The 20,815-nt window shown below is 39.9% G+C and carries 17 protein-coding genes; 9 read left to right on the top strand and 8 right to left on the bottom strand.

Annotated features, from left to right (window positions below):
- Positions 1-20 precede the first annotated feature (20 nt).
- Positions 21-704, bottom strand: coding sequence for a TrmH family RNA methyltransferase (locus tag E6C50_RS07635; RefSeq protein WP_136402612.1), 684 nt, complete (start codon positions 702-704; stop codon positions 21-23).
- 60 nt (positions 705-764) lie between these two features.
- Between E6C50_RS07635 and E6C50_RS07630 the strand changes: the two genes are divergently transcribed.
- The 5 genes from E6C50_RS07630 to E6C50_RS07610 all read left to right on the top strand — a co-directional run bounded on the left by E6C50_RS07630 (position 765) and on the right by E6C50_RS07610 (position 6,620).
- Positions 765-1,295: an RNA polymerase sigma factor gene (locus E6C50_RS07630; protein ID WP_136402611.1), complete on the top strand. Its 531-nt coding sequence runs from the start codon at positions 765-767 to the stop codon at positions 1,293-1,295.
- Complete coding sequence (locus E6C50_RS07625) at positions 1,295-2,080, top strand: anti-sigma factor (RefSeq protein ID WP_136402610.1); 786 nt, start codon at positions 1,295-1,297, stop codon at positions 2,078-2,080. Before E6C50_RS07630 ends, E6C50_RS07625 begins: the two co-directional genes overlap by 1 nt.
- Before the next feature lie 7 nt (positions 2,081-2,087).
- Entirely contained in the window at positions 2,088-2,795 is a 708-nt protein-coding gene (locus E6C50_RS07620; RefSeq protein ID WP_136402609.1) for an SIR2 family NAD-dependent protein deacylase, read from the top strand.
- 67 nt (positions 2,796-2,862) lie between these two features.
- Positions 2,863-4,206 (top strand): adenylosuccinate lyase, encoded by a 1,344-nt coding sequence (purB, locus tag E6C50_RS07615; RefSeq protein WP_136402608.1) that lies wholly within the window; start codon positions 2,863-2,865, stop codon positions 4,204-4,206.
- 164 nt (positions 4,207-4,370) lie between these two features.
- Positions 4,371-6,620 carry a cation:proton antiporter domain-containing protein gene (locus E6C50_RS07610; RefSeq protein WP_136402607.1) on the top strand — a complete coding sequence of 750 codons (2,250 nt, stop codon included), beginning with the start codon at positions 4,371-4,373 and terminating at the stop codon, positions 6,618-6,620.
- A gap of 120 nt (positions 6,621-6,740) precedes the next feature.
- On the opposite strand, the gene guaB is transcribed toward E6C50_RS07610, so the two are convergent.
- A complete protein-coding gene (gene guaB, locus E6C50_RS07605; protein WP_136402606.1) occupies positions 6,741-8,213 on the bottom strand; it encodes an IMP dehydrogenase in 1,473 nt (490 codons plus the stop codon).
- Between the two features lie 89 nt (positions 8,214-8,302).
- On the opposite strand from guaB, the gene E6C50_RS07600 reads away from it, so the two are divergent.
- Positions 8,303-8,692: a hypothetical protein gene (locus tag E6C50_RS07600; RefSeq protein WP_136402605.1), complete on the top strand. Its 390-nt coding sequence runs from the start codon at positions 8,303-8,305 to the stop codon at positions 8,690-8,692.
- On the opposite strand, the gene E6C50_RS07595 is transcribed toward E6C50_RS07600, so the two are convergent.
- The 6 genes from E6C50_RS07595 to E6C50_RS07570 all read right to left on the bottom strand — a co-directional run bounded on the left by E6C50_RS07595 (position 8,670) and on the right by E6C50_RS07570 (position 17,026).
- Positions 8,670-11,120: a TonB-dependent receptor domain-containing protein gene (locus E6C50_RS07595; RefSeq protein WP_136402604.1), complete on the bottom strand. Its 2,451-nt coding sequence runs from the start codon at positions 11,118-11,120 to the stop codon at positions 8,670-8,672. The genes E6C50_RS07600 and E6C50_RS07595 overlap by 23 nt on opposite strands.
- Positions 11,101-12,465 carry an HTTM domain-containing protein gene (locus tag E6C50_RS07590; RefSeq protein WP_136402603.1) on the bottom strand — a complete coding sequence of 455 codons (1,365 nt, stop codon included), beginning with the start codon at positions 12,463-12,465 and terminating at the stop codon, positions 11,101-11,103. Before E6C50_RS07590 ends, E6C50_RS07595 begins: the two co-directional genes overlap by 20 nt.
- Before the next feature lie 10 nt (positions 12,466-12,475).
- A complete protein-coding gene (locus E6C50_RS07585; RefSeq protein ID WP_136402602.1) occupies positions 12,476-13,603 on the bottom strand; it encodes an imelysin family protein in 1,128 nt (375 codons plus the stop codon).
- 110 nt (positions 13,604-13,713) lie between these two features.
- Positions 13,714-14,829: a DUF4856 domain-containing protein gene (locus tag E6C50_RS07580; protein WP_136402601.1), complete on the bottom strand. Its 1,116-nt coding sequence runs from the start codon at positions 14,827-14,829 to the stop codon at positions 13,714-13,716.
- A 129-nt stretch (positions 14,830-14,958) separates the two neighbouring features.
- Complete coding sequence (locus E6C50_RS07575) at positions 14,959-15,825, bottom strand: hydroxymethylglutaryl-CoA lyase (RefSeq protein ID WP_136402600.1); 867 nt, start codon at positions 15,823-15,825, stop codon at positions 14,959-14,961.
- A 181-nt stretch (positions 15,826-16,006) separates the two neighbouring features.
- Positions 16,007-17,026, bottom strand: coding sequence for a quinone-dependent dihydroorotate dehydrogenase (locus tag E6C50_RS07570; protein WP_136402599.1), 1,020 nt, complete (start codon positions 17,024-17,026; stop codon positions 16,007-16,009).
- Positions 17,027-17,158: 132 nt separating this feature from the next.
- On the opposite strand from E6C50_RS07570, the gene E6C50_RS07565 reads away from it, so the two are divergent.
- From E6C50_RS07565 to E6C50_RS07555, 3 genes are read left to right on the top strand one after another with little or no spacing between them, the layout of a single operon-like run.
- Complete coding sequence (locus E6C50_RS07565; RefSeq protein WP_136402598.1) at positions 17,159-17,974, top strand: 2,3,4,5-tetrahydropyridine-2,6-dicarboxylate N-succinyltransferase; 816 nt, start codon at positions 17,159-17,161, stop codon at positions 17,972-17,974.
- A gap of 4 nt (positions 17,975-17,978) precedes the next feature.
- Positions 17,979-19,871 (top strand): glycosyltransferase, encoded by a 1,893-nt coding sequence (locus E6C50_RS18045; protein ID WP_136402597.1) that lies wholly within the window; start codon positions 17,979-17,981, stop codon positions 19,869-19,871.
- Positions 19,872-19,924: 53 nt separating this feature from the next.
- On the top strand, positions 19,925-20,812 hold the full coding sequence (locus tag E6C50_RS07555; protein WP_136402596.1) for a glycosyltransferase family protein: 888 nt from the start codon (positions 19,925-19,927) through the stop codon (positions 20,810-20,812).
- The last annotated feature ends 3 nt before the right edge of the window (positions 20,813-20,815 follow it).

The raw sequence follows: 20,815 nt of genomic DNA, 5'->3' as shown, positions 1-20,815 counted from the left end.
CACCCAATAAAAAAAGAGGATTAAAAATCCTCTTTTTTGTTTTTTTCCAGATACAAGCGGGTTATATAGTCAATATCCTTAATCGATTTTCGCGCCCAGTCGATTCGTTTTTCCAGCATTTCGGCATCCGTTAGTTTCCAATCCAAACCGGAATTACGCAATCGTGTCGAAATATTTTGCAGGATGATGGCCGCCGATACCGAAATATTCAAACTTTCGGTAAAACCAACCATCGGAATTTTTAAAAATCCATCGGCCTGCTGCATGACTTCATCCGATAGTCCAAGCCGTTCCGTTCCAAAAAAGATTGCCGCCGGCTGCGTAATATCAAAATCTTCCAGCAAACAATCATTATCATGTGGCGTTGTCGCAATAATCCGATAGCCTCTTTGTTTTAAATCGGTAATACAATCCTGATTCGAATTAAATCGGTTGATGTCCACCCATTTCTGAGCGCCCATTGCAATCTCTTTATCGATTTTCTTCCCAAAACGTTCTTCTACCACATTCAGTTCCTGTATTCCAAAAACTTCACAACTGCGCATTACGGCGCTGGTATTGTGCAACTGGTACAAATCTTCAACCGCCACGGTAAAGTGCTTGGTACGGTTTTCCAACACGCGCTTAAAGCCGTCTCTGCGGTTCTCGGTGATAAAATTTTCTAAATAGGCTAAATAGGCGGTATCGGAAAAAAGCGGTTCCATTAAAAAAAATATGAATTTGTTAAATTTCTTTACTAACTTTAGTGAAGTTAAATTACTCTTATGACACAAGAAGAATTACTGGCGCAAATCTACAAAAAAGACAACAAAGCTTTTACGCTTTTGTACGACATGTATGCCAAAAACCTATACGGCATCATTTACAACCTATTAAAAGACCGGGAAGAAGCCGAAGATGTCCTTCAGGAAACCTTTGTTAAAATCTGGAAAAATCTGGACACTTACAACGAAAGTAAAGGCCGCTTTTTTACCTGGCTGCTCAATATCGCCCGTAACAGCGCTATCGATCGGCTGCGTTCTAAAAACTTTAACAACAATCAGAAAAACTTATCTTCTGACAATTTCGTACATATACTCGATGACACTACAAGAACCATGAATAAGATCGATACGATTGGAATTCAGGAATTTGTAAAAAAACTAAAACCCAAATGTATACAGCTGATTGACCTCTTATTTTTTAAAGGCTATACACAACAGGAAGTTTCCGAAACACTGGAAATTCCATTGGGAACGGTTAAAACACAAAACAGAAACTGTATAAACGAATTAAGAAACTTATTGCGAGTATAATGAACACTAGAGAATACATAGAATCCGGAGTTTTGGAACTGTACATTTTCGGAAAACTGTCCGAATCGGAAAACGAAGAAGTACAGGTTTACGCCAATGAATATCCGGAAATAAAACAAGAAATCGAAAGCATCGAAAAGGCTATCATTAACCTTTCGTATAGTGTTGCACCGAATTTGTCACTGGACAATTTCAATACCATCCGAAAAGCGTTACTTGAAAGAGAATCGGGCGTCGTAACCCTGAAACCGAAATCCAACTGGCCGGCTTATATGGGTTGGGCAGCATCATTCCTATTATTGCTAGGAGCCGGCTTCCTCTATTTCCAGATGAACCAAAACGATACTTTGCTTAAAGATAGCAGAGAAAAAAATCAGGATTTACAAAAATCAGTAGTAACCTTAGAAGAACAAAATAAAAACAACGAAACCCTGTTGAATCTCTTTAAAGATGAAAACAATAAAGTAGTAGCCCTTGCCGGTCAAACGGTCGCTCCGGAAGCCAAAGCCAAAATATACTGGAATCAGAATGACCATTCTGTATATGTAGATGCTGCAGGACTACCGGAACCACCTAAAGGATATGTGTATCAGGTATGGTCGTTAAAAATGGATCCACTCACACCAACAAGTATCGGACTACTGGAAAAAACAGAAATCGGAAAATCCAGAATATTTAAAGTCGACAATACCATGGATGCCGAAGGGTTTGGTATCACACTGGAACCAGCCGGTGGTAGTGCCGCGCCTACTTTAGAGCAATTATATACCTTAGGAAAAGTATAAACCAGTAATGATCACAAAGAAAAAATTAGTCGTTCTTTCCGGAGCCGGAATCAGCGCGGAAAGCGGTATAAAGACCTTCCGCGATGCCGGTGGGCTATGGGAAGGGCACCCTATTGAAGAGGTTGCCAGTCCGGAAGGATGGAACAAAAATAAAGCGTTGGTGTTGGACTTTTACAACAAAAGAAGAACACAACTTTTTGAAGTACAACCCAACAACGCGCACCGGATTCTGGCCGAAATGGAAGCCGAATTCGACCTATACATAATCACTCAAAATGTAGACGACCTACACGAAAGAGCTGGCAGTAGTAAGGTTTTACATCTACACGGCGAACTACTCAAAGTACGCAGCACTATGGATCCCGATTATATTCTGGATTGGAAAACCGATCTTCATATTGGCGACAACGACAGCAACGGACACCAATTACGACCACATATCGTTTGGTTCGGAGAAGCGGTACCCGCAATGGATGAAGCCATAGCACTTGTTCAGAAAGCCGACATCTTTTTGATCATCGGAACCTCGTTACAGGTTTATCCGGCCGCCGGATTAATCGGTTATACCCAACTAACAACCCCGGTGTACTATATCGATCCTAAACCAGCACAAATTTACAATGTAAACAATCCGTTTAAAGCTATAGCCTTGTCCGCTTCAGAAGGAATAGAAGTACTGCGACAGGAGCTTAGCACTCAGCCGGAAAAGATTTAAAATTGTATTTCCAGAAGTTTCGGTAAAACCTTATCTTTGCGATTATTAGAAAATAACACAACAACAAATGCATTTAACTGAACTTAGTGCTATATCGCCTATCGATGGTCGGTATAGAAACAAAACCGTTTCCCTTTCCGAATATTTTTCTGAAGAAGCTTTGATCAAATACCGTGTACTGGTAGAAATCGAATATTTTATCGCCCTTTGTGAATTGCCTTTACCGCAATTGGCCGGAGTGGATAAAAACCTGTTCGCTGATTTGCGAAAAATATACGAGAATTTTACGACAGAAGATGCACTTTGGATCAAAGAAACTGAAAAGACCACCAATCACGATGTAAAAGCGGTTGAATACTTTATTAAAGCTGCTTTCGACAAATTGGGACTGCAAGCCTACAAAGAGTTTATCCACTTCGGATTGACTTCTCAGGATATCAATAACACTGCGATTCCGCTTTCGACCAAGCACGCTTTTGAAAAAGTATACCTGCCGTCGTTAATAAGCGTAGTGGCCAAACTTAAAGAATTAAGCCAGGAATGGAAAGACGTTCCGATGTTGGCCCGCACGCACGGACAACCGGCTTCCCCTACCCGTTTGGGTAAAGAAATCGCTGTGTTTGTAGAACGTTTGGAAGAACAAATGCGTTTGTTATTTAACGTACCGTTTGCCGCCAAATTTGGTGGTGCCACCGGTAATTACAACGCCCATTTTGTAGCCTATCCAAAAGTTGACTGGCGAAAATTCGGAAACGATTTCGTAGAAGCTACACTAGGACTACACCATTCTTTTCCAACGACACAAATTGAGCATTACGATCATTTTGCCGCTTTTTTCGACGCTTTAAAGCGTATCAATACCATTTTGATCGATTTGGATCGCGATATCTGGACATATGTTTCGATGGAGTATTTCAAACAAAAAATCAAAGCCGGAGAAATTGGTTCCTCGGCGATGCCACATAAAGTAAACCCGATTGATTTTGAAAATTCGGAAGGAAATCTGGGAATTGCCAATGCCATTTTCGAACATTTGGCAGCCAAATTACCGGTATCCCGTTTGCAACGCGATTTAACCGACAGTACCGTGTTGCGTAATGTTGGCGTACCAATCGGACATACGATTATCGGTTTTGAAGCGACTTTAAAAGGACTAAACAAATTACTTTTAAACGCTGAAAAATTCGAAGAAGATCTGGAAAAAAACTGGGCGGTAGTAGCCGAAGCCATTCAAACGATTTTAAGACGTGAGGCCTACCCGAATCCGTATGAAGCGTTAAAAGATTTGACCCGTACCAATACAGTGATCAACAAAGAGGCAATCCATAATTTTATCGCGACTTTAAATGTATCGGATGCGATAAAAGCAGAACTTTTACAAATTACACCGAGCAATTACCTCGGAATATAACTCTTTTTAAAAAATATTCTAAAATCCCGATGGCTATAACTATCGGGATTTTTTATTGCTATTTATGATAAATTTATCTTAAAATAACGGCATAATAAGCCCTGTAGCTTTTATAAATACGCATTATTTTATAACTTACACAAATCCTAAAAAACAAAAAATATATGCCATTATCAACAGCTGAAACCGTAGCCGAAACCTCTCACCATTTATATCCGTTAATCAGTGATTTAGGATTAATCCTAATGACAGCCGGAGTAGCCGTACTGTTGTTTAAAAAAATCAAACAACCGCTGGTTTTAGGCTATTTGGTTGCCGGTTTTCTTGCCGGAAATAATTTTGACTTTTTCCCCTCGGTCACCGATAGCAAAAGTGTTGAAGTCTGGGCCGAAATCGGGGTGATATTCCTTTTATTTAGCCTCGGATTGGAGTTCAGTTTTAAAAAACTGATGAAAGTCGGCGGAACCGCCTCCATTACCGCTATTATCCAGATTATCTCGATGCTATTTATCGGATATATGTCCGGACAATGGATGGGTTGGTCGCAAATGGACAGTATTTTCCTCGGTGCCATACTCTCCATGTCCTCTACCACGATTATTCTCCGTGCATTTGATGAATTAAATGTCAAAGGAAAAAAATATGCCGGAATCGTTTTCGGTGCTTTAATTGTTGAAGATATTGTTGCCATCTTACTGATGGTATTGCTTTCGACTATATCAGTAAGTCAGCAATTTTCCGGAGCCGAGTTATTCGAATCCGTTTTAAAACTCTTATTCTTCCTGATTCTTTGGTTTGTGGGTGGTATTTTCTTTATTCCGACCTTACTGAAAAAAGCCAAGACCTTATTAAATGAAGAAACTTTATTGATCATCTCATTAGCCCTATGTTTGATGATGGTTATCCTGGCGACTAATGCCGGTTTCTCCCCTGCTTTAGGTGCTTTTATCATGGGATCTATTATAGCGGAAACCACTCAGGCCGAAAAAATCGAACACCTTATCAAACCGGTAAAAGACCTTTTCGGAGCGGTATTCTTCGTATCTGTCGGAATGTTGATCAATCCAGACACCTTGGTAGAATATGCCATTCCTGTTTTATTGATCACTTTGATTACCATCTTAGGAAAAACCGTGAGTACTGCCGCCGGAGCATTGGTATCCGGTCAGCCCTTAAAACAATCCGTTCAGGCGGGTATGAGTCTGGCGCAAATCGGGGAATTCTCTTTTATTATCGCCACCTTAGGGATGTCGCTAAAAGTAACGAGTGATTTCCTGTATCCGATTGTGGTAGCCGTTTCGGCTGTGACCACGTTTACAACACCTTTTATGATCAAAATGTCAATGCCGTTTTATGAGAAACTTGAAAAAGTATTACCAAAAAAATGGCTTACCGCTATCGATAATTACAGTACCAATTCCCAGTCGATTAAAGCAACCAGTAACTGGCAGGTCGTATTGCGTGCTACGATGACACAGGTTGTGATCAGTTCGGTTATTATTATTGCGATTATCCTGTTGGCCGATCTTTATATTTCACCTTTGGTAATCGATTCTAAATTCGGAAATGCCGTAGCCGCATTGATAACCTTAGTGATCATCGCTCCGTTTTTATGGGCGTTATCGCTGCGAAGAGTCGCCGAAAGTGCCATGGAAGAACTCCGGAAAGAACGCAAATACCGCGGTCCTTTAACCATGTTGATTCTCGTTCGAATTGGCCTTGCGCTGTTCTTTGTGGGATTCCTTCTGAATAATTTCTTTTCACCGATTGTCGCTTTTATTGCGTTGATCCTCGTGATCATTTCCTATATCATCTTTCCTAAAAAATTGCATGCCCAGTACGATAAAATTGAAAAGCACTTTCTTAAAAATTTCAACGATCGTGAAATTGCACGCGCTCAGAAAACCCGGGATGATTTAACCCCCTGGGACGGACACATGGCTAATTTTGAAATTGCTAAAGAGTCCAACCTTGCCGGAAAGAAACTTCAGGATCTGAAAGTGCGTGAAAAAATGGGGGTAAATATCGCCTTCATCAAGCGTGGTGAAATCATGATCAACATCCCTACGCGTAACGAGCGGTTGTTTCCGGGTGATGAAATTTGTGTGATCGGAACAGACGACCAGGTTCAGAATTTTAAAGGTTATCTGGATCAGAATGAGATTGAAGTTCCGGAATCGGTTACCGAAGCACAAATCGTACTACAGCAATACGAATTGACCAATCAGGAGTTTATCGGAAAATCAATTCGCGAATCGCAATTACGGGAACGTACCGGTGGTCTTGTTGTAGGTATCGAACGGAATGGTGAACGTATCCTGAATCCGGAGTCCCACCTGATTTTAGAACGAAATGATATCTTATGGTTGGTTGGTGATAAAAAACTATTGGCTGCCGCTTTTAAGAATCAATAATACTTTAAATACAAGACCTGACAGGTTTTTGAAACCTGTCAGGTCTACAGACTTTACAAACCTTTGAGGTGTGTTTTAAACCTAAAAAAACCTGATATTTTCATATCAGGTTTTATATTTTTATCGCGAATAATTCGGCGCTTCTTTTGTAATGGTTACGTTGTGCGGATGGCTTTCTCCGATTCCACTGGCCGTGATACGAACAAATCGTCCCGTTTCCTGTAGCGTCTGAATATCTTTTGCTCCACAATATCCCATTCCGGCACGTAGCCCGCCAACAAATTGCAGCATACTTTCGTTTAACTCTCCTTTGTACGGTACACGTCCTACAATTCCTTCCGGAACCAGTTTTTTTACGTCGTCTTCCACATCCTGGAAATAACGGTCCTTAGACCCTTCTTTCATCGCTTCTACCGATCCCATTCCACGGTAGGATTTGAATTTTCTTCCTTCGAAAATGATGGTTTCACCCGGCGATTCTTTGGTTCCTGCTAATAGCGATCCTAACATCACACAATCGGCTCCGGCTGCTATCGCTTTCGGAATATCACCGGTATAACGGATTCCTCCATCGGCAATAACCGGAACTCCGGTTCCCCGTAAAGCGGCAGCTACTTCCAATACGGCCGAAAACTGCGGAAATCCTACTCCGGCAACCACTCGGGTGGTACAGATCGATCCCGGTCCGATTCCTACTTTAACAGCATCGGCACCATTCTCCGCTAAATATAAAGCCGCTTCCGGTGTTGCAATATTCCCCACTACTACGTCCAGTTGTGGGAATTTTTCTTTTACTTGTTTTAAAACACCAACTACACCTTTGGTATGTCCGTGCGCTGTATCAATAATCACAGCGTCTACACCGGCGTTTACCAAAGCCGTTGCTCTTTCAACTGCATCATTTGTTACTCCTAAAGCTGCTGCAACACGTAAACGTCCGAATTTATCTTTGTTTGCGTTTGGTTTTTGTGTTAACTTGGTAATATCTCTAAAAGTGATCAATCCAACTAGTTTGTTTTCCTGATTGACTACCGGTAGTTTTTCAATCTTATTTTGTTGTAAAATTGCTTCGGCAGTAGCTAAAGTTGTTCCTTCTCCAGCTGTTACCAGATTCTCAGAAGTCATTACTTCGATAATAGAACGGGTATTGTCTTTCTCAAAACGCAAATCCCGATTGGTAACTATCCCTTTTAAAATCTGATTTTCATCTACTACAGGGATTCCTCCGATACTGAATTCGCGCATCGCCAGTTTAGCATCACCCACAGTCGCCGTAAGCGGTAACGTAACCGGATCGATAATCATCCCGGATTCGGCTCTTTTTACTTTTCGTACTTCGGCAGCCTGCTGCTCGATTGTCATGTTTTTATGCAATACACCAATACCACCTTCCTGTGCCATTGCAATAGCCATAGCACTTTCTGTAACCGTATCCATAGCAGCCGAAACAACCGGTACGTTTAGTGTTATATTTTTTGAAAATTTCGTTTTGATACTTACTTCTCTGGGAAGTACTTCTGAATAATTGGGAACGAGTAGAACATCATCATAGGTTAGTCCTTCCCCGATGATTTTAGCTGTGTGTGCTTTCATGTTGCAATTTGTAGTTGAATTGCATGCAAATATAACACATTTATTCCATCCGCGGGAAAAACTTTAACATTATTATAAATTGTCCTGTTGTGGCTTATTTAACGATACAACCGCTTTATTCGTATGCTTTTCTATTCCCTAAACTACCGGGAAGTCCGATTGACACACTTAGAACCTTTGAAAAAATTAAGAATTCAGAATTTCAGGTCTTTACGATTACCCAAAAACCTCCCAGTCAAAAAACATTTACAATACTCCTGTATGATCGGTTATTCGGTAAAAAAGAATTAGCCGTTACTAGTCTATATAGGGACGAAGATAACGGTAAAACAACAGTTATCCATCTGGCGAAATTCTACATTTTTAAAGAAAGTGCCAAAACCGGCCATACGAAAGAAAAAACAGGATTCCTTTTTATTATAGTTTCAACAACATGGGTTCACTTTTTCTGTTCGACTAAAACCGATATTGCAATGTAAGATAGCCCGCTCTCGGTGCTGATGGTATAATTCCCGGACCAGGATAACCGGAGGCTCTCCGGGTAAAATAAATCGTATTCATCAGATTCGTAATTCCGGTTTCCAATGTAAAATGAGAACCGAATTTATAGGATAACGACCAATCTGTAATTGCATAACCGGGAACCTGACCTTCGATTCCGCGTACATTTTCGCTTTTGTCCTGTTTTATATTCGTAGCATCGGTGTATTGCGCGCTTAGATACGTAAACTGTACACTTGTTATCAGGTTTTTATAGCCTGACGTTATCCCTGTTTTTAAATTGATCATCGGAACAAATTCTACCTGATTTCCGGTTATCCCCGGTTGTTTCGAATGCGTATACGTTGACTTTGTAAGCGCCAGATTGGCAAATACATTCCATTTGTAATTGTTATTTAACGGATTAAATAGTATTTTTTGCAAACTTAAATCAGTGAAAAATTCAAATCCGTATAGCATTGCATCCCCCACATTGGTTCGGAAGCGGATAATCCGAAAATCATCTGTCTCTTTAATAATCTGTCCCAAACGCCCTTTGTAGGCCAATCCAAAAGCACTGATATCATACGTCAACTTGTTTTTCCATTGGCCCCGGATTCCGAAATCAAACGTGTAACCATATTCATCCTTTAGGTGCTCATCGATCTGGTAGGATGGTTCTGTAATTCGTATATCATTAAACGTAACCGAGCGGTAATTTTGTGAGCAATTCAGATACGCTTCCATCGCTTTGACCGGCTTAAAACTCAAACCGATTCCTAACAGCACAAACGAACGTTTTAGATCGTTATCTTCATCATAGCGTCTATTCAAAATGACATTCCCGGCATTATCGCGGTTTATTTTTCGATAATATCCTTTCGCCCGCGTATTGATATATTCCCAACGAATTCCGGGTGTTATCGAAAGTGCATTCGTGATACGGATGATATTTTCTCCAAACAACGCTAAATTGAGATTTGGATAGCTGTAATCGGATTGATTTTGATAATACGGAAATTCTTCCGTTGCAAAATTAAAATCGGCATCACTTCCGGAACTTCCCGGCCCTTGTCGGGCATTGTTTTTCGACTGATAATACTTTCCTCCTATCACAAAGGCATTTTCATGACCAAGAAAGTGATAGCGGTGTACTATTTTTGCTTCGGCACCCCAATTGGCAAATTTTCCGGTAATCAAATCACGAACGGTTCCTTCCTGATCTTCCTGAAATACACGATTGGAACGAAATCCTAATGCTTTCCGACCGGCATACAATCCGAATACATTCAGGCTTATATCCGTTTTTTGAGTAGCCTGATGTTTTATTCTAAATGAAAAAAGATTCCAATCAACCGCAAACCAATTTCGCTTCCGATTACTTTGAAAAGCGTCTTCATAAAACATTTTATCTGTTAATCCTCCGGGCTGATGCGCTATATACTGAAAATGAGTGTAGTCAAAACTTAAGTTCGTTTTACGAGTAATACGATAATTAAAGTTTCCAAAATAATTTTGAGATTCAAAATCAGAATTAAGCTGAAAACCATCTCCCTTTTTATAATTTAAAAATGTGTAATAACTAAAATTCTTTATCGTTCCGCTTAAATCGGTAAAGCTGGTAAATAAATTATGGTTCCCTATGGTTTGTCTGTTCGTCAACCGGAGTTTTTTATGTTGATCCGGAGCTTTAATTTTAAAATTAATCAATCCGCCAAACTGCGTTCCGTATTGTAAGGATGCGGCGCCTCTTACGATCTGTATCCGGTCTAATCCTTCGGCCGGCGGTGTATAATAACTTTCCGGATAGCCTAAAATATCGGCACTACTATCGTAATCGTTTTGACGGATATTAAAATGTGCCGATCGATTCGGATCCAGGCCTCTTCCCCCAATGTTAAGTTGTAAACCACCGGCATCACTTTCATAAATATTCAATCCTACGACCTGTGAAAACACTTGTCGGGCTAGATTTACAGCCTTATTTCCCATTTGTACATCAACAATAACCACTTCTGATTTTTTACCGGCATAGATTCCCATTCCGTCAACATCCCGCAATCGTGACATTGCAAAAACTTCCTTTCTCCTTTTTTGAATTAAAACTTCACTGAGTTGGATTTCCATTGGCTTCAATACCACCAACACACTGATATCCTGATCCTTTACATTTATTTTTTGTTCTTTCAGATGAAAATTATCGGACAAAAAAATCAAATGATATTGACCGGGCATTAGATTCGAAAAAGTAAATTCCCCGTTTTCGTCGGATTGGACCCGGATACCATCATCTACTTTTAAGATTTCAGCCAAAACAACCGGAGCTTCATTATTAGCATTTATTATTTTTCCATGGATATTGTATTGTGAAAAACAGCTCCAACTGATCCATGTAAATAATATTATACTAAAGTCCTTTACTCTCATCTTCAAATGGAATAATCCAGTGTTTTGGTAAAAAAGAATCTTTCTCTTTTGCCAGATTTACAGTCGGGTTAATGAATATTCGCGAAGGCCTTCCGTTTAGGGTTACGAAGCTTTCTACAGAAACTATAGGATCATGTATCCCTTTTTGTTTGTAATAATCGTGTATAAAACGGGCAAACTCAACGATAAAATCCGGCTGAAAGGCCATTTGTTTCTCCTGAAAAGGGGTTAAAAATTCGGAGTTATCGATATAAAAAGAGTTTCCTGTTACCGCATCTTTTACAATAAACTGCGTGTAACCTGCTTTTTCCATCAGCATAACCCGCCAGGAAAAGCGAAACCCCTCTTCTGTCCAGAATAATGCACCTGGATATAAAAGATAGCGCAACGGGAATAGCAATTGTAGTACAAAAAAACAAATCAATATTTTGATACGTATTGCTGCGCCGTTCAGTGTTGTGGTGAATCGTGCTTTTCCGTTATCAAATCGGGTCTTATTGATTTTAAAAATTATACTGAGGTATTGCAATGCTTTATGATGGGACTTTGCCTTAAAAAACACCAATGTTGCGCCGATCATGATAAACGGAAACATTCCGATTGGAAACAAAATCCGGGTTAGACTATGAAAAACGACTACCAGTACAAAGGCAATAAATCGGGTTTTGCGGTACAACAACAGAAACGGGATAGCCAAATCATATAACATACCTGCCCAACTGAATACAAGTGGCATCCATTCCTGTTGGAATAAAAAACCCAATACCGGAAGATCATACTGCGGTTTTAGCCATAACTGTAACGGCATGGCTTTGTACAACCAATCTGAATTGATTTTGGCCAATCCGGCATAAAAATATACAATCCCTAACATAAGCTTCAGACAGTCGATACACCAGGCCGGTATTTTCTGAAAGGCTAATTCCGGTTTTAATCGGGCATCCATTGCATAATAGACATTAGCCGGCAAAAAAAGGAGTATAAACGCTATCGCACTAATAAAATAGTAATGATTCAGATAGGTTGTTTTATCCATTAATTCGATATACGTAAAGCTTATAAAAAACAGGATAATGGCAATTCTATATCGATATCCTATAGTGATCAATACACAGGACAAAGCACAAACCAAAAAAATCAGATACGTAAAATTCCCTAATGGTTTTATCCATTCCAATCCATAATAGGAAAAGAAAAACTTTGGTTCAATATACAACGTCTTCACCCAACCTTTACTCACAAACCGAACCAGACTAACGAACATAATAGTACCGAAAAGGATACGAAAAGTAGCCAACGGAGCGGCTTCGGTTGTTCGGTTTAGATAGTCCTGAAATCGTTTCATCTGATTTGTATTAATCACCGTCTGTGTCTGCATAATCGATCGCGATACTCATCGCGGATGTCATATCCGATTTCATATAGGCTACATTACGTTGTAAAACATTAAAAGTGGCAGTCATTTTTGTATTATCGGTAATAATCTGCTGACTTAAATCCGGTAGTAGCAAATTTGCTATATAAAGTGATTTATAGAATTGATTACAAATCAGTTTACTTAATAAAATTCCAGACTCTTCGCTCTTACCCTTTATAGTCAGATAATCCAAATAACTTTTCATTGAAGGTCCGCTTTCATTTCCGTTAAAATGTTTGCCTTCAAAGAAGTTTTGCGCCGCTATGATCGACTCCAAAAGCAGTTCTTTCGAATACTTCTTACTGTAATATGCTTCTACCTTATCCGGATAGGTTTCAGTCGAAAACGTACCTGCCGGATAGCCTATTTTTGCAGTCCGAATATCTTTTTCATAAAAATGAATATACGCATTAATCATCCGGTTTACACTTCCGGAAGCCGTATTGTCACTTCTTTGAATAAAAATGGCTTTATATCCGGATTGCCAGTCATCATAAACCGTGTTAAACAATAATGTCAATCGGTTTACAAGCGCAGACAGGTAGCCTTTATACTTGTTGGCATTCGTGTTTGTTGTATACCGCTCCAGGATTGCATTTTCATTCTCTCCTAATCCGAACAACATATAATCCAGAGCCGGAAATCCCTGTACGACATCAAAAGAAATTCCGTTCAGATCAAAATTACCCGAATCGATTTTTACCGCTATTTGTCCTGTTGCCGTCGGATAGGTATTTGAATACTTGCTGAATTGTATTTCATCTGCTTTACCGATAGAAAACATCGAAATATATTGATAGGTTTTATACGCTTCCAGCCATTTTTGTCTTACTTCTTCAAGCTGAGCCCTATCGGGTGTCGCAATAAAATCATCCGAAGCTTTTTTCAGGTTTTCTAATTTTGATTTATAATGCTGAAATGAAGGCATAATGTTATTATCAACCCAATTCACCAACATTGCTTTTCTATCGTATTTATCTGCAACAACCTCACTATCTGTATTATTAAGACCGCAAGACCACAATGATTGCGCTACCACTATTAATAACAGCCCTGTTTTTTTCATTTAATAAATGCTTTAAAGTTGAACAAAAGAATCATATCAGAAAGGAATATCCGGCTCCTGAATGTCTTTAAAAATGGAAAGCGTTCCGAATTCAGGACTCTTTTTAAACGTTAATGGCTTCCCCCTTGTGTTATGGCCTGTTCAATCGTAAATTCAAATGCCGTTGCGATCGTCTGAGAAATCAAATCAATTTGATCTGCTGTATAGTTAGCATCCCAAAATCCATCATTACCGCCTAAAAATGAAGTCAATAATTCCTCAACTCTTGCTTTTATAAGATAAGGCTGTCCAGTAGCCGGGTTGTTTGTATAAGCCAATCCACTTATAAATCCGTAAGCTTCAGACAAACCGTGAAAGGCGGCCGCAAGATCACCGGTGATTGTTGTTGTACCTGATAATTTACCTTTTGCTTTATTCATATAATAAACCGCACGGATAGCACCTACTTTTGATAATTTTTCTTTTATGATGTTTATCTGCTTATCCCGTTCTATTTTATTACCTGCTATAATTGCCGCTTTCCCTTTTTCAAAAGCAGCCGTAACCGACTGCGTTATCCCTGAAAAATTTGCATTTCCATTGACGGTATTCAAATAACTCTCCCAGAAATATTTTTTGTTATTGTTCGGTCCTTTGTATCCGAAGATGTAATTATACCCTTCCTCCCATAGTTGTTGAGCTTCCTCTGGATTAGCCGCAGCATTTAAAACAGTAGGATTCAAACAATAATTCAACGTCTGATCGAGTAAAACGGCTCCCATAAGTCCTTTGATAATAGCTTGATTGATTTCAAGTCCTTTTTCATTAAATAATCTGGCAGAAGTAGCCGTTGTATACGATCCTTTTACACCCTTAGCCGCCGGAATCTGATAGGTCGCAGCTACATCTCCCATTTCGGTAAAGAAAAGATCAAACTCCGGTTTTGCATGCTCCGCTGTTTTTTCCTTTAGGGAAACGCCGGAAGTATTTAAAGCAGCTTCCGAAAACGGATTTCCGCTATTTGCAAACATTCCTTTAATTTTGGCTTTGGTCAACGGATAAAGTGTTTTATCCTTAGAATATGCATCAAATTCAGCCAGCATTTTTACCCTTGTTAAGGCCTGAGCCGGATTAGCATGAACCTGAATTGCAATTGTTTGCTGTGGTGTGTCATTGGAATCATTTGAACACGATACCGCGAAAGCCGACGCTATTAAAACGGCAGCTGTAATTTTTCTAAAACGCATATCAATTCTTATTAAGATTAATTATAAATTACTAAGTCAAAAGTAATAATCCATCTCAAGAAAACACTTTATCACGCATGTTCAAGAATAGACACATAACGGACAATAAATAATACGTTTTATTTTTGATTAATGATAAACCGTGAAAACTTTCAGTGCTTCGTTATAGGCACTTTCAAAACTCATCGGACTTAATCCGGTTTCGGCTTTTTGTGAAGTAAAATAGGATAGCATTTTTTCGGTTGGCATATTTCCGGTCAGGTCGTCTTTAGCCATCGGACAACCGCCAAATCCCTGAATAGCTCCGTCAAAACGACGACAACCGGCTTTATAGGCGGCATCCACTTTTTCAAACCATTTATCGGGAGTAGTATGCAAATGTGCTCCGAATTCGATATGCGGGTATTTCGGAATCAGGTTGGAAAACAAATAGGAAATCACTTCCGGTGTCGATGATCCTACCGTATCGGAAAGCGATAAGATTTTCACGCCCATATTGGATAATTTTTCGGTCCACTCTCCTACGATTTCCACACTCCACGGGTCGCCGTAAGGGTTTCCAAAGCCCATCGACAAATAGGCCACAACTTCTTTATCAGTAGCATTGGCAATGTCCAGAATTTCCTGTAACGTCACAAGGGATTCCGCTATGGTTTTATGCGTGTTCCGCATCTGAAAATTCTCCGATATTGAGAACGGAAATCCCAGATATTTGATTTCAGCATAACGGGACGCATTTTCTGCCCCTATAGTATTGGCAATGATAGCCAATAATTTACTCTTGGTTTGCGACAAATCCAGTTGTGCCAATACTTCCGGCGTATCCTGCATTTGCGGAATGGCTTTTGCAGAAACAAGACTGCCAAAATCAATAGTGTCAAATCCTACACGCAATAAGGATTGAATATATTGTACTTTCTTTTCTGTAGGAATAAACGCCTTGATACCTTGCATGGCATCGCGGGGACACTCTATGATTTTAACTTGTTCCATCATGTTTCAAAGATAAGCTAAAGTTCATAATTTTCAAATATACTGATAGTGCCATCGCTGTATTTTAAATAGGTTGACCAACATAAAACCGCAATCCTATAATTTTCAAACAATTATAAAATTGCGGTTTGTTCCAAAGGAAAAAGTTTAACAGATTCCAATTGTAGTGTCAAAATAAATGGTATTATTTTCCGGCCAGTATTTTTTTATTGATAGCTTTAATCAGACCCGGTCCTTCGTAAATAAATCCGGTATATAATTGAATCAGACTCGCGCCTGCTTCCAATTTTTCGATCGCGTCTTCGGCCGAATGAATCCCTCCTACTCCGATAATCGGAAACGCTTTATTGCTTTTTTCCGACAGGAACCGGATGACCTCGGTCGAGCGTTGGGTTAAAGGTTTTCCGGAAAGTCCACCGGTTTCTTTTTTATTCTCGGAAACCAGTCCATCTCTCGAAATAGTAGTATTGGTTGCAATCACACCGGCAATTTTCGTATCGCGTACAATATCGATAATATCCAGCAATTGCTCATTGGTCAGATCCGGGGCAATTTTTAACAATATCGGTTTTTGTTTCGGTTTCGTCTGGTTTCTATTTTGTAACGTTTGCAACAGCTCCGTTAACGGTTCTTTATCCTGTAAGGCTCTTAAATTAGGAGTGTTTGGCGAGCTTACATTTACGACAAAATAATCGACATAATCGTATAACGCCTCAAAGCAAATTTCATAATCCTGGGTCGCGGCTTCATTGGGTGTCAGTTTGTTTTTCCCAATATTACCACCAATCAGTACGCCTTTATTTTTTTTCAGACGTTCCACTGCTTCGATAACGCCACCGTTATTAAACCCCATACGGTTGATCAACGCACTATCGGCTTTTAAACGGAACAATCGCTTTTTAGGATTTCCTTCCTGACCTTTGGGCGTAAGAGTACCAATTTCGATAAAACCAAAGCCTAAATTAGACAGTTCTTTGTATAATTTGGCGTCCTTATCTAATCCGGCGGCCAATCCTACCGGATTTTTAAAACGCAATCCAAAAACTTCCCGTTCCAGTCGTGGATCTTTCACTTCGTAAATAGCGTTTAACAAAGCCGGAACACCCGGTATTTGGTGTAGAAAACGAATGCTTCCAAAGGTAAAATGATGGATTTTTTCCGGATCAAAACGGAACAGTATTGGTCTGATAATTGATTTGTACATAAGTGTGTTGTGTTGTGCTGCAAAAATAGAAAAATATATGGGGTTTCGAAAGGTATCAGCCTGCCCAAATTCTGCTATTTTCTATTTCGTTTTAAAAAAATGGGGCTATATTTGCTAAAAATCGATTTTTATATGAATGCCTTACAGCCAATAATAGAGCAAGCATGGGAAAACCGTGCCTTATTACAAGAAGAAAAAACGACGAATGCCATTAGAGAAGTGATCGAATTACTGGATGCCGGAAAATTACGTGTTGCAGCACCAACAACCGACGGATGGCAGGTAAATGAATGGGTAAAAAAGGCCGTAGTGATGTACTTCCCAATCCAGAAAATGGAAACGCTTGAGGCTGGAATATTCGAATATCATGATAAAATGCCGTTAAAAAGAGGGTATGCCGAAAAAGGCATCCGCGTGGTTCCAAATGCTGTGGCGCGTCACGGGGCCTATATTTCCAGCGGGGTTATCTTAATGCCAAGCTATGTCAATATTGGTGCTTATGTAGACGAAGGAACCATGGTCGATACCTGGGCAACGGTTGGCAGCTGTGCGCAAATCGGAAAACACGTACACCTAAGTGGTGGTGTTGGAATCGGTGGTGTATTGGAACCGTTACAGGCGGCTCCGGTAATCATTGAAGACGGTGCTTTTATCGGCTCAAGATGTATCGTGGTAGAAGGTGTTCGCGTTGAAAAAGAAGCCGTACTAGGCGCCAATGTTTGTCTTACCGCCTCTACAAAAATCATCGATGTAACCGGCGATACACCAGTCGAAATGAAAGGTATTGTTCCGGCGCGTTCGGTGGTGATTCCAGGTAGTTATACCAAAAAATTTGCAGCCGGTGAATACCAGGTGCCATGTGCGCTGATCATCGGAAAACGCAAGCCTTCAACCGATTTAAAAACGTCATTAAACGACGCTTTAAGAGAATACGACGTTGCCATCTAATTTAATGAGCGAAAGTCCAAAAATATCGGCTTTAGCCATCATCAGAAACGAGGAAGACAATATCCGGGCGTATCTCCGGAATATGGCTTTCGCGGACGAAATCATTGTAGTCGATTCGTACAGTAGCGATGCCACGCTGGATATTATCCGGAGCGAGTTTCCGCAGGTACGAATCGTACAACGCCCGTTTGACGATTTTTCCCGTCAGCGGAATTTTGCCATCGATTTGGCTACAAATGACTGGGTTACCTTTTTTGATGCCGACGAAAGGGTTACCGAAAATGGTATCCGGGAACTTCTGGAGCTCGTGGCTTCCCATCCGGAGGAAGTCGCTTTCTGGGTAAAACGCGCGTTTTATTATGCCGAAAAACCGATGTTTTATGGCGGACAAAATCAGGACAGAGCGATACGCCTGTTCCGAAAATCCAAATGTCGCTATTCGCACAAACTTGTACACGAACAACTTATCGTAAACGGTAAAACCGGAATTTTAAAAGAAATTATTCATCATTATTCGTTTAAAAATAAAGCCGATTTTCTAGGTAAACGGCTACAATATTCGCAATTACGGGCTCAGGAGTTGTATCAGAAAAATACAAAACCTACCGCTTTTCATTTTTATATAAAACCCGCCTTTCGTTTTTTTAAACATTATATAATCGAATTTGGATTCCTAAATGGATCACAAGGTGTATCTTTGGCAAAAATCATGTCACAACACGTCTATATGCGTTATGTGTATCTGCAACAACTGCTCCGAAATGAAAATCGGAATCCCGGAAACCTAACGATTGGTTATGAGGCAAAACGCGTTTTTCACAATCAGACCGGACTGGGTAATTACAGCCGCGATCTGGTTCGGATTCTGAATCGCTTTTATCCGGAAAACAATTATTTGCTATACAATCCGAAACCGGCAAAGAAGCAACTTTTTACTTCGGATTCGGATACGATCATCGAAAAACGCCCGACCAACTGGTTTAATCGGAAGTTTTATAATATATGGCGCCAACGTACCATCATTTCCGATCTGAAAAAAGACGGTGTTCAATTATTCCACGGCCTTTCGGGCGAACTTCCTTCGGGATTACAAAAAGCCGGAATTAAAAGTACCGTAACGATTCACGATCTGATCTTTATGCGTTACCCGGAGTTTTATTCGTTCTTCGACCGGAAAATTCATTTTTATAAATTTAAAAAGGCTGCTCAAAGTGCCGATACGGTTATCGCGATTAGCGAACAAACCAAAAAAGATATTGTACAGTACCTGAAAATTCCGGAATCGAAAATCGAAGTGATTTACCAGGGATGCCAACAGGTATTTAAAGAAACCTATACCGATCAGGAAAAGAAAGCCGTTATCGAAAAATACAAGCTTCCGGAACAGTTTGTTTTAAATGTTGGTACGATTGAAACCCGTAAAAACGTACTGGCGGCGGTAAAAGCCATTCGGAATATCGATACGAAGCTTGTCATTATCGGAGGGGAAACGGCTTATACGCAAACGGTAAAAAATTATATCCAGGAACATCAAATGGACGACAAAGTTCTGTTTTTAAAAGGACTTAACAGCCGCGAACTGGCAATGGTATACCAATTGGCTACTGTTTTTATTTATCCGTCGTTGTTTGAAGGTTTCGGAATTCCGATTATTGAGGCCTTATATTCCAAAACTCCGGTTATCACAACCAACTCCGGTGTTTTCCCGGAAGCCGGCGGACCTGATAGTCTTTATGTCGATCCGAACGATAGCGCCGACATACAGTCAAAAATTGAATTATTACTTCGTGATCCCGATTTAAGAGACGAGATAACAGAAAAAGGTTATATGTTTGTACAGAAATTTAATGACGATGCTATCGCAAACAGGATTATGACCTTATATAAATCATTATAAACGAACATTCTTATTTTAAGATAGTATAACAAACCAAATAAAATCCAACCTACATGAAAGTCGCCGGTTTTACCTTTATCCGCAATGCGGTACAAAACGATTACTCTATCGTAGAAGCAATTACGTCAATATTACCTATATGTGATGAATTTATAGTAGCTCATGGAAATTCAACCGACACCACTTTAGATCTTATTAAAAGTATTGATTCCCCAAAAATCAAAATTATTGAGACCGTTTGGGACGATAGCGTACGCGAAGGCGGCCGCACTTTTGCACTGGAAACCGACAAGGCTTTTAAAGCCATTAGTCCGGATGTAGACTGGGCTTTTTATATTCAGGGAGACGAATGTGTCCATGAAAAATATCTGGAAACCATTCGTAAAGAGATGGAAGCGTCACTAAATGATCCAACCATCGAAGGCTTACTATTTAACTATATGCATTTTTACGGATCGTATGATTTTTATGCACATTCCCGCAGATGGTACCGTAGGGAAATCCGTATTGTCCGTAACCTTCCGGGTATGGAGTCGTATAAAGATGCGCAGGGTTTCCGTTTTAACGGTCGCAAACTGAAAGTAAAACACATTCCGGCTTATATTTATCATTACGGATGGGTTAAAGCGCCAAGTGGCTTAAAAACCAAGGTGAAAAACACCGGTCGTTTTTACAGTAGTGACGACGAGTGGATCGACCGGACCTATAATGAAGATTATGAATTTGACTACGGTAATGCCGAACGCTTACTGAAGTTTAAAGATACCCATCCTCAGGTTTTCCAGGACAGGGTGAATCGTAGCAACTGGAAATTCTCTTTCGATCCAACCAAAATGGGGCGCAAAATGAATTTCAGAAGAAAATTCCTGGCTTTTATCGAAGATTTAACCGGTAAACGACTGTTCGAATACCGCAATTATGTAATTGTAAAAAGAAGCTAATCG

Source organism: Flavobacterium supellecticarium, from assembly GCF_004801375.1.
GTDB classification, from domain to species: domain Bacteria; phylum Bacteroidota; class Bacteroidia; order Flavobacteriales; family Flavobacteriaceae; genus Flavobacterium; species Flavobacterium supellecticarium.
Note: the sequence above shows the minus strand (reverse complement) of the source record. Positions and strands in the feature narration are given on the sequence as shown.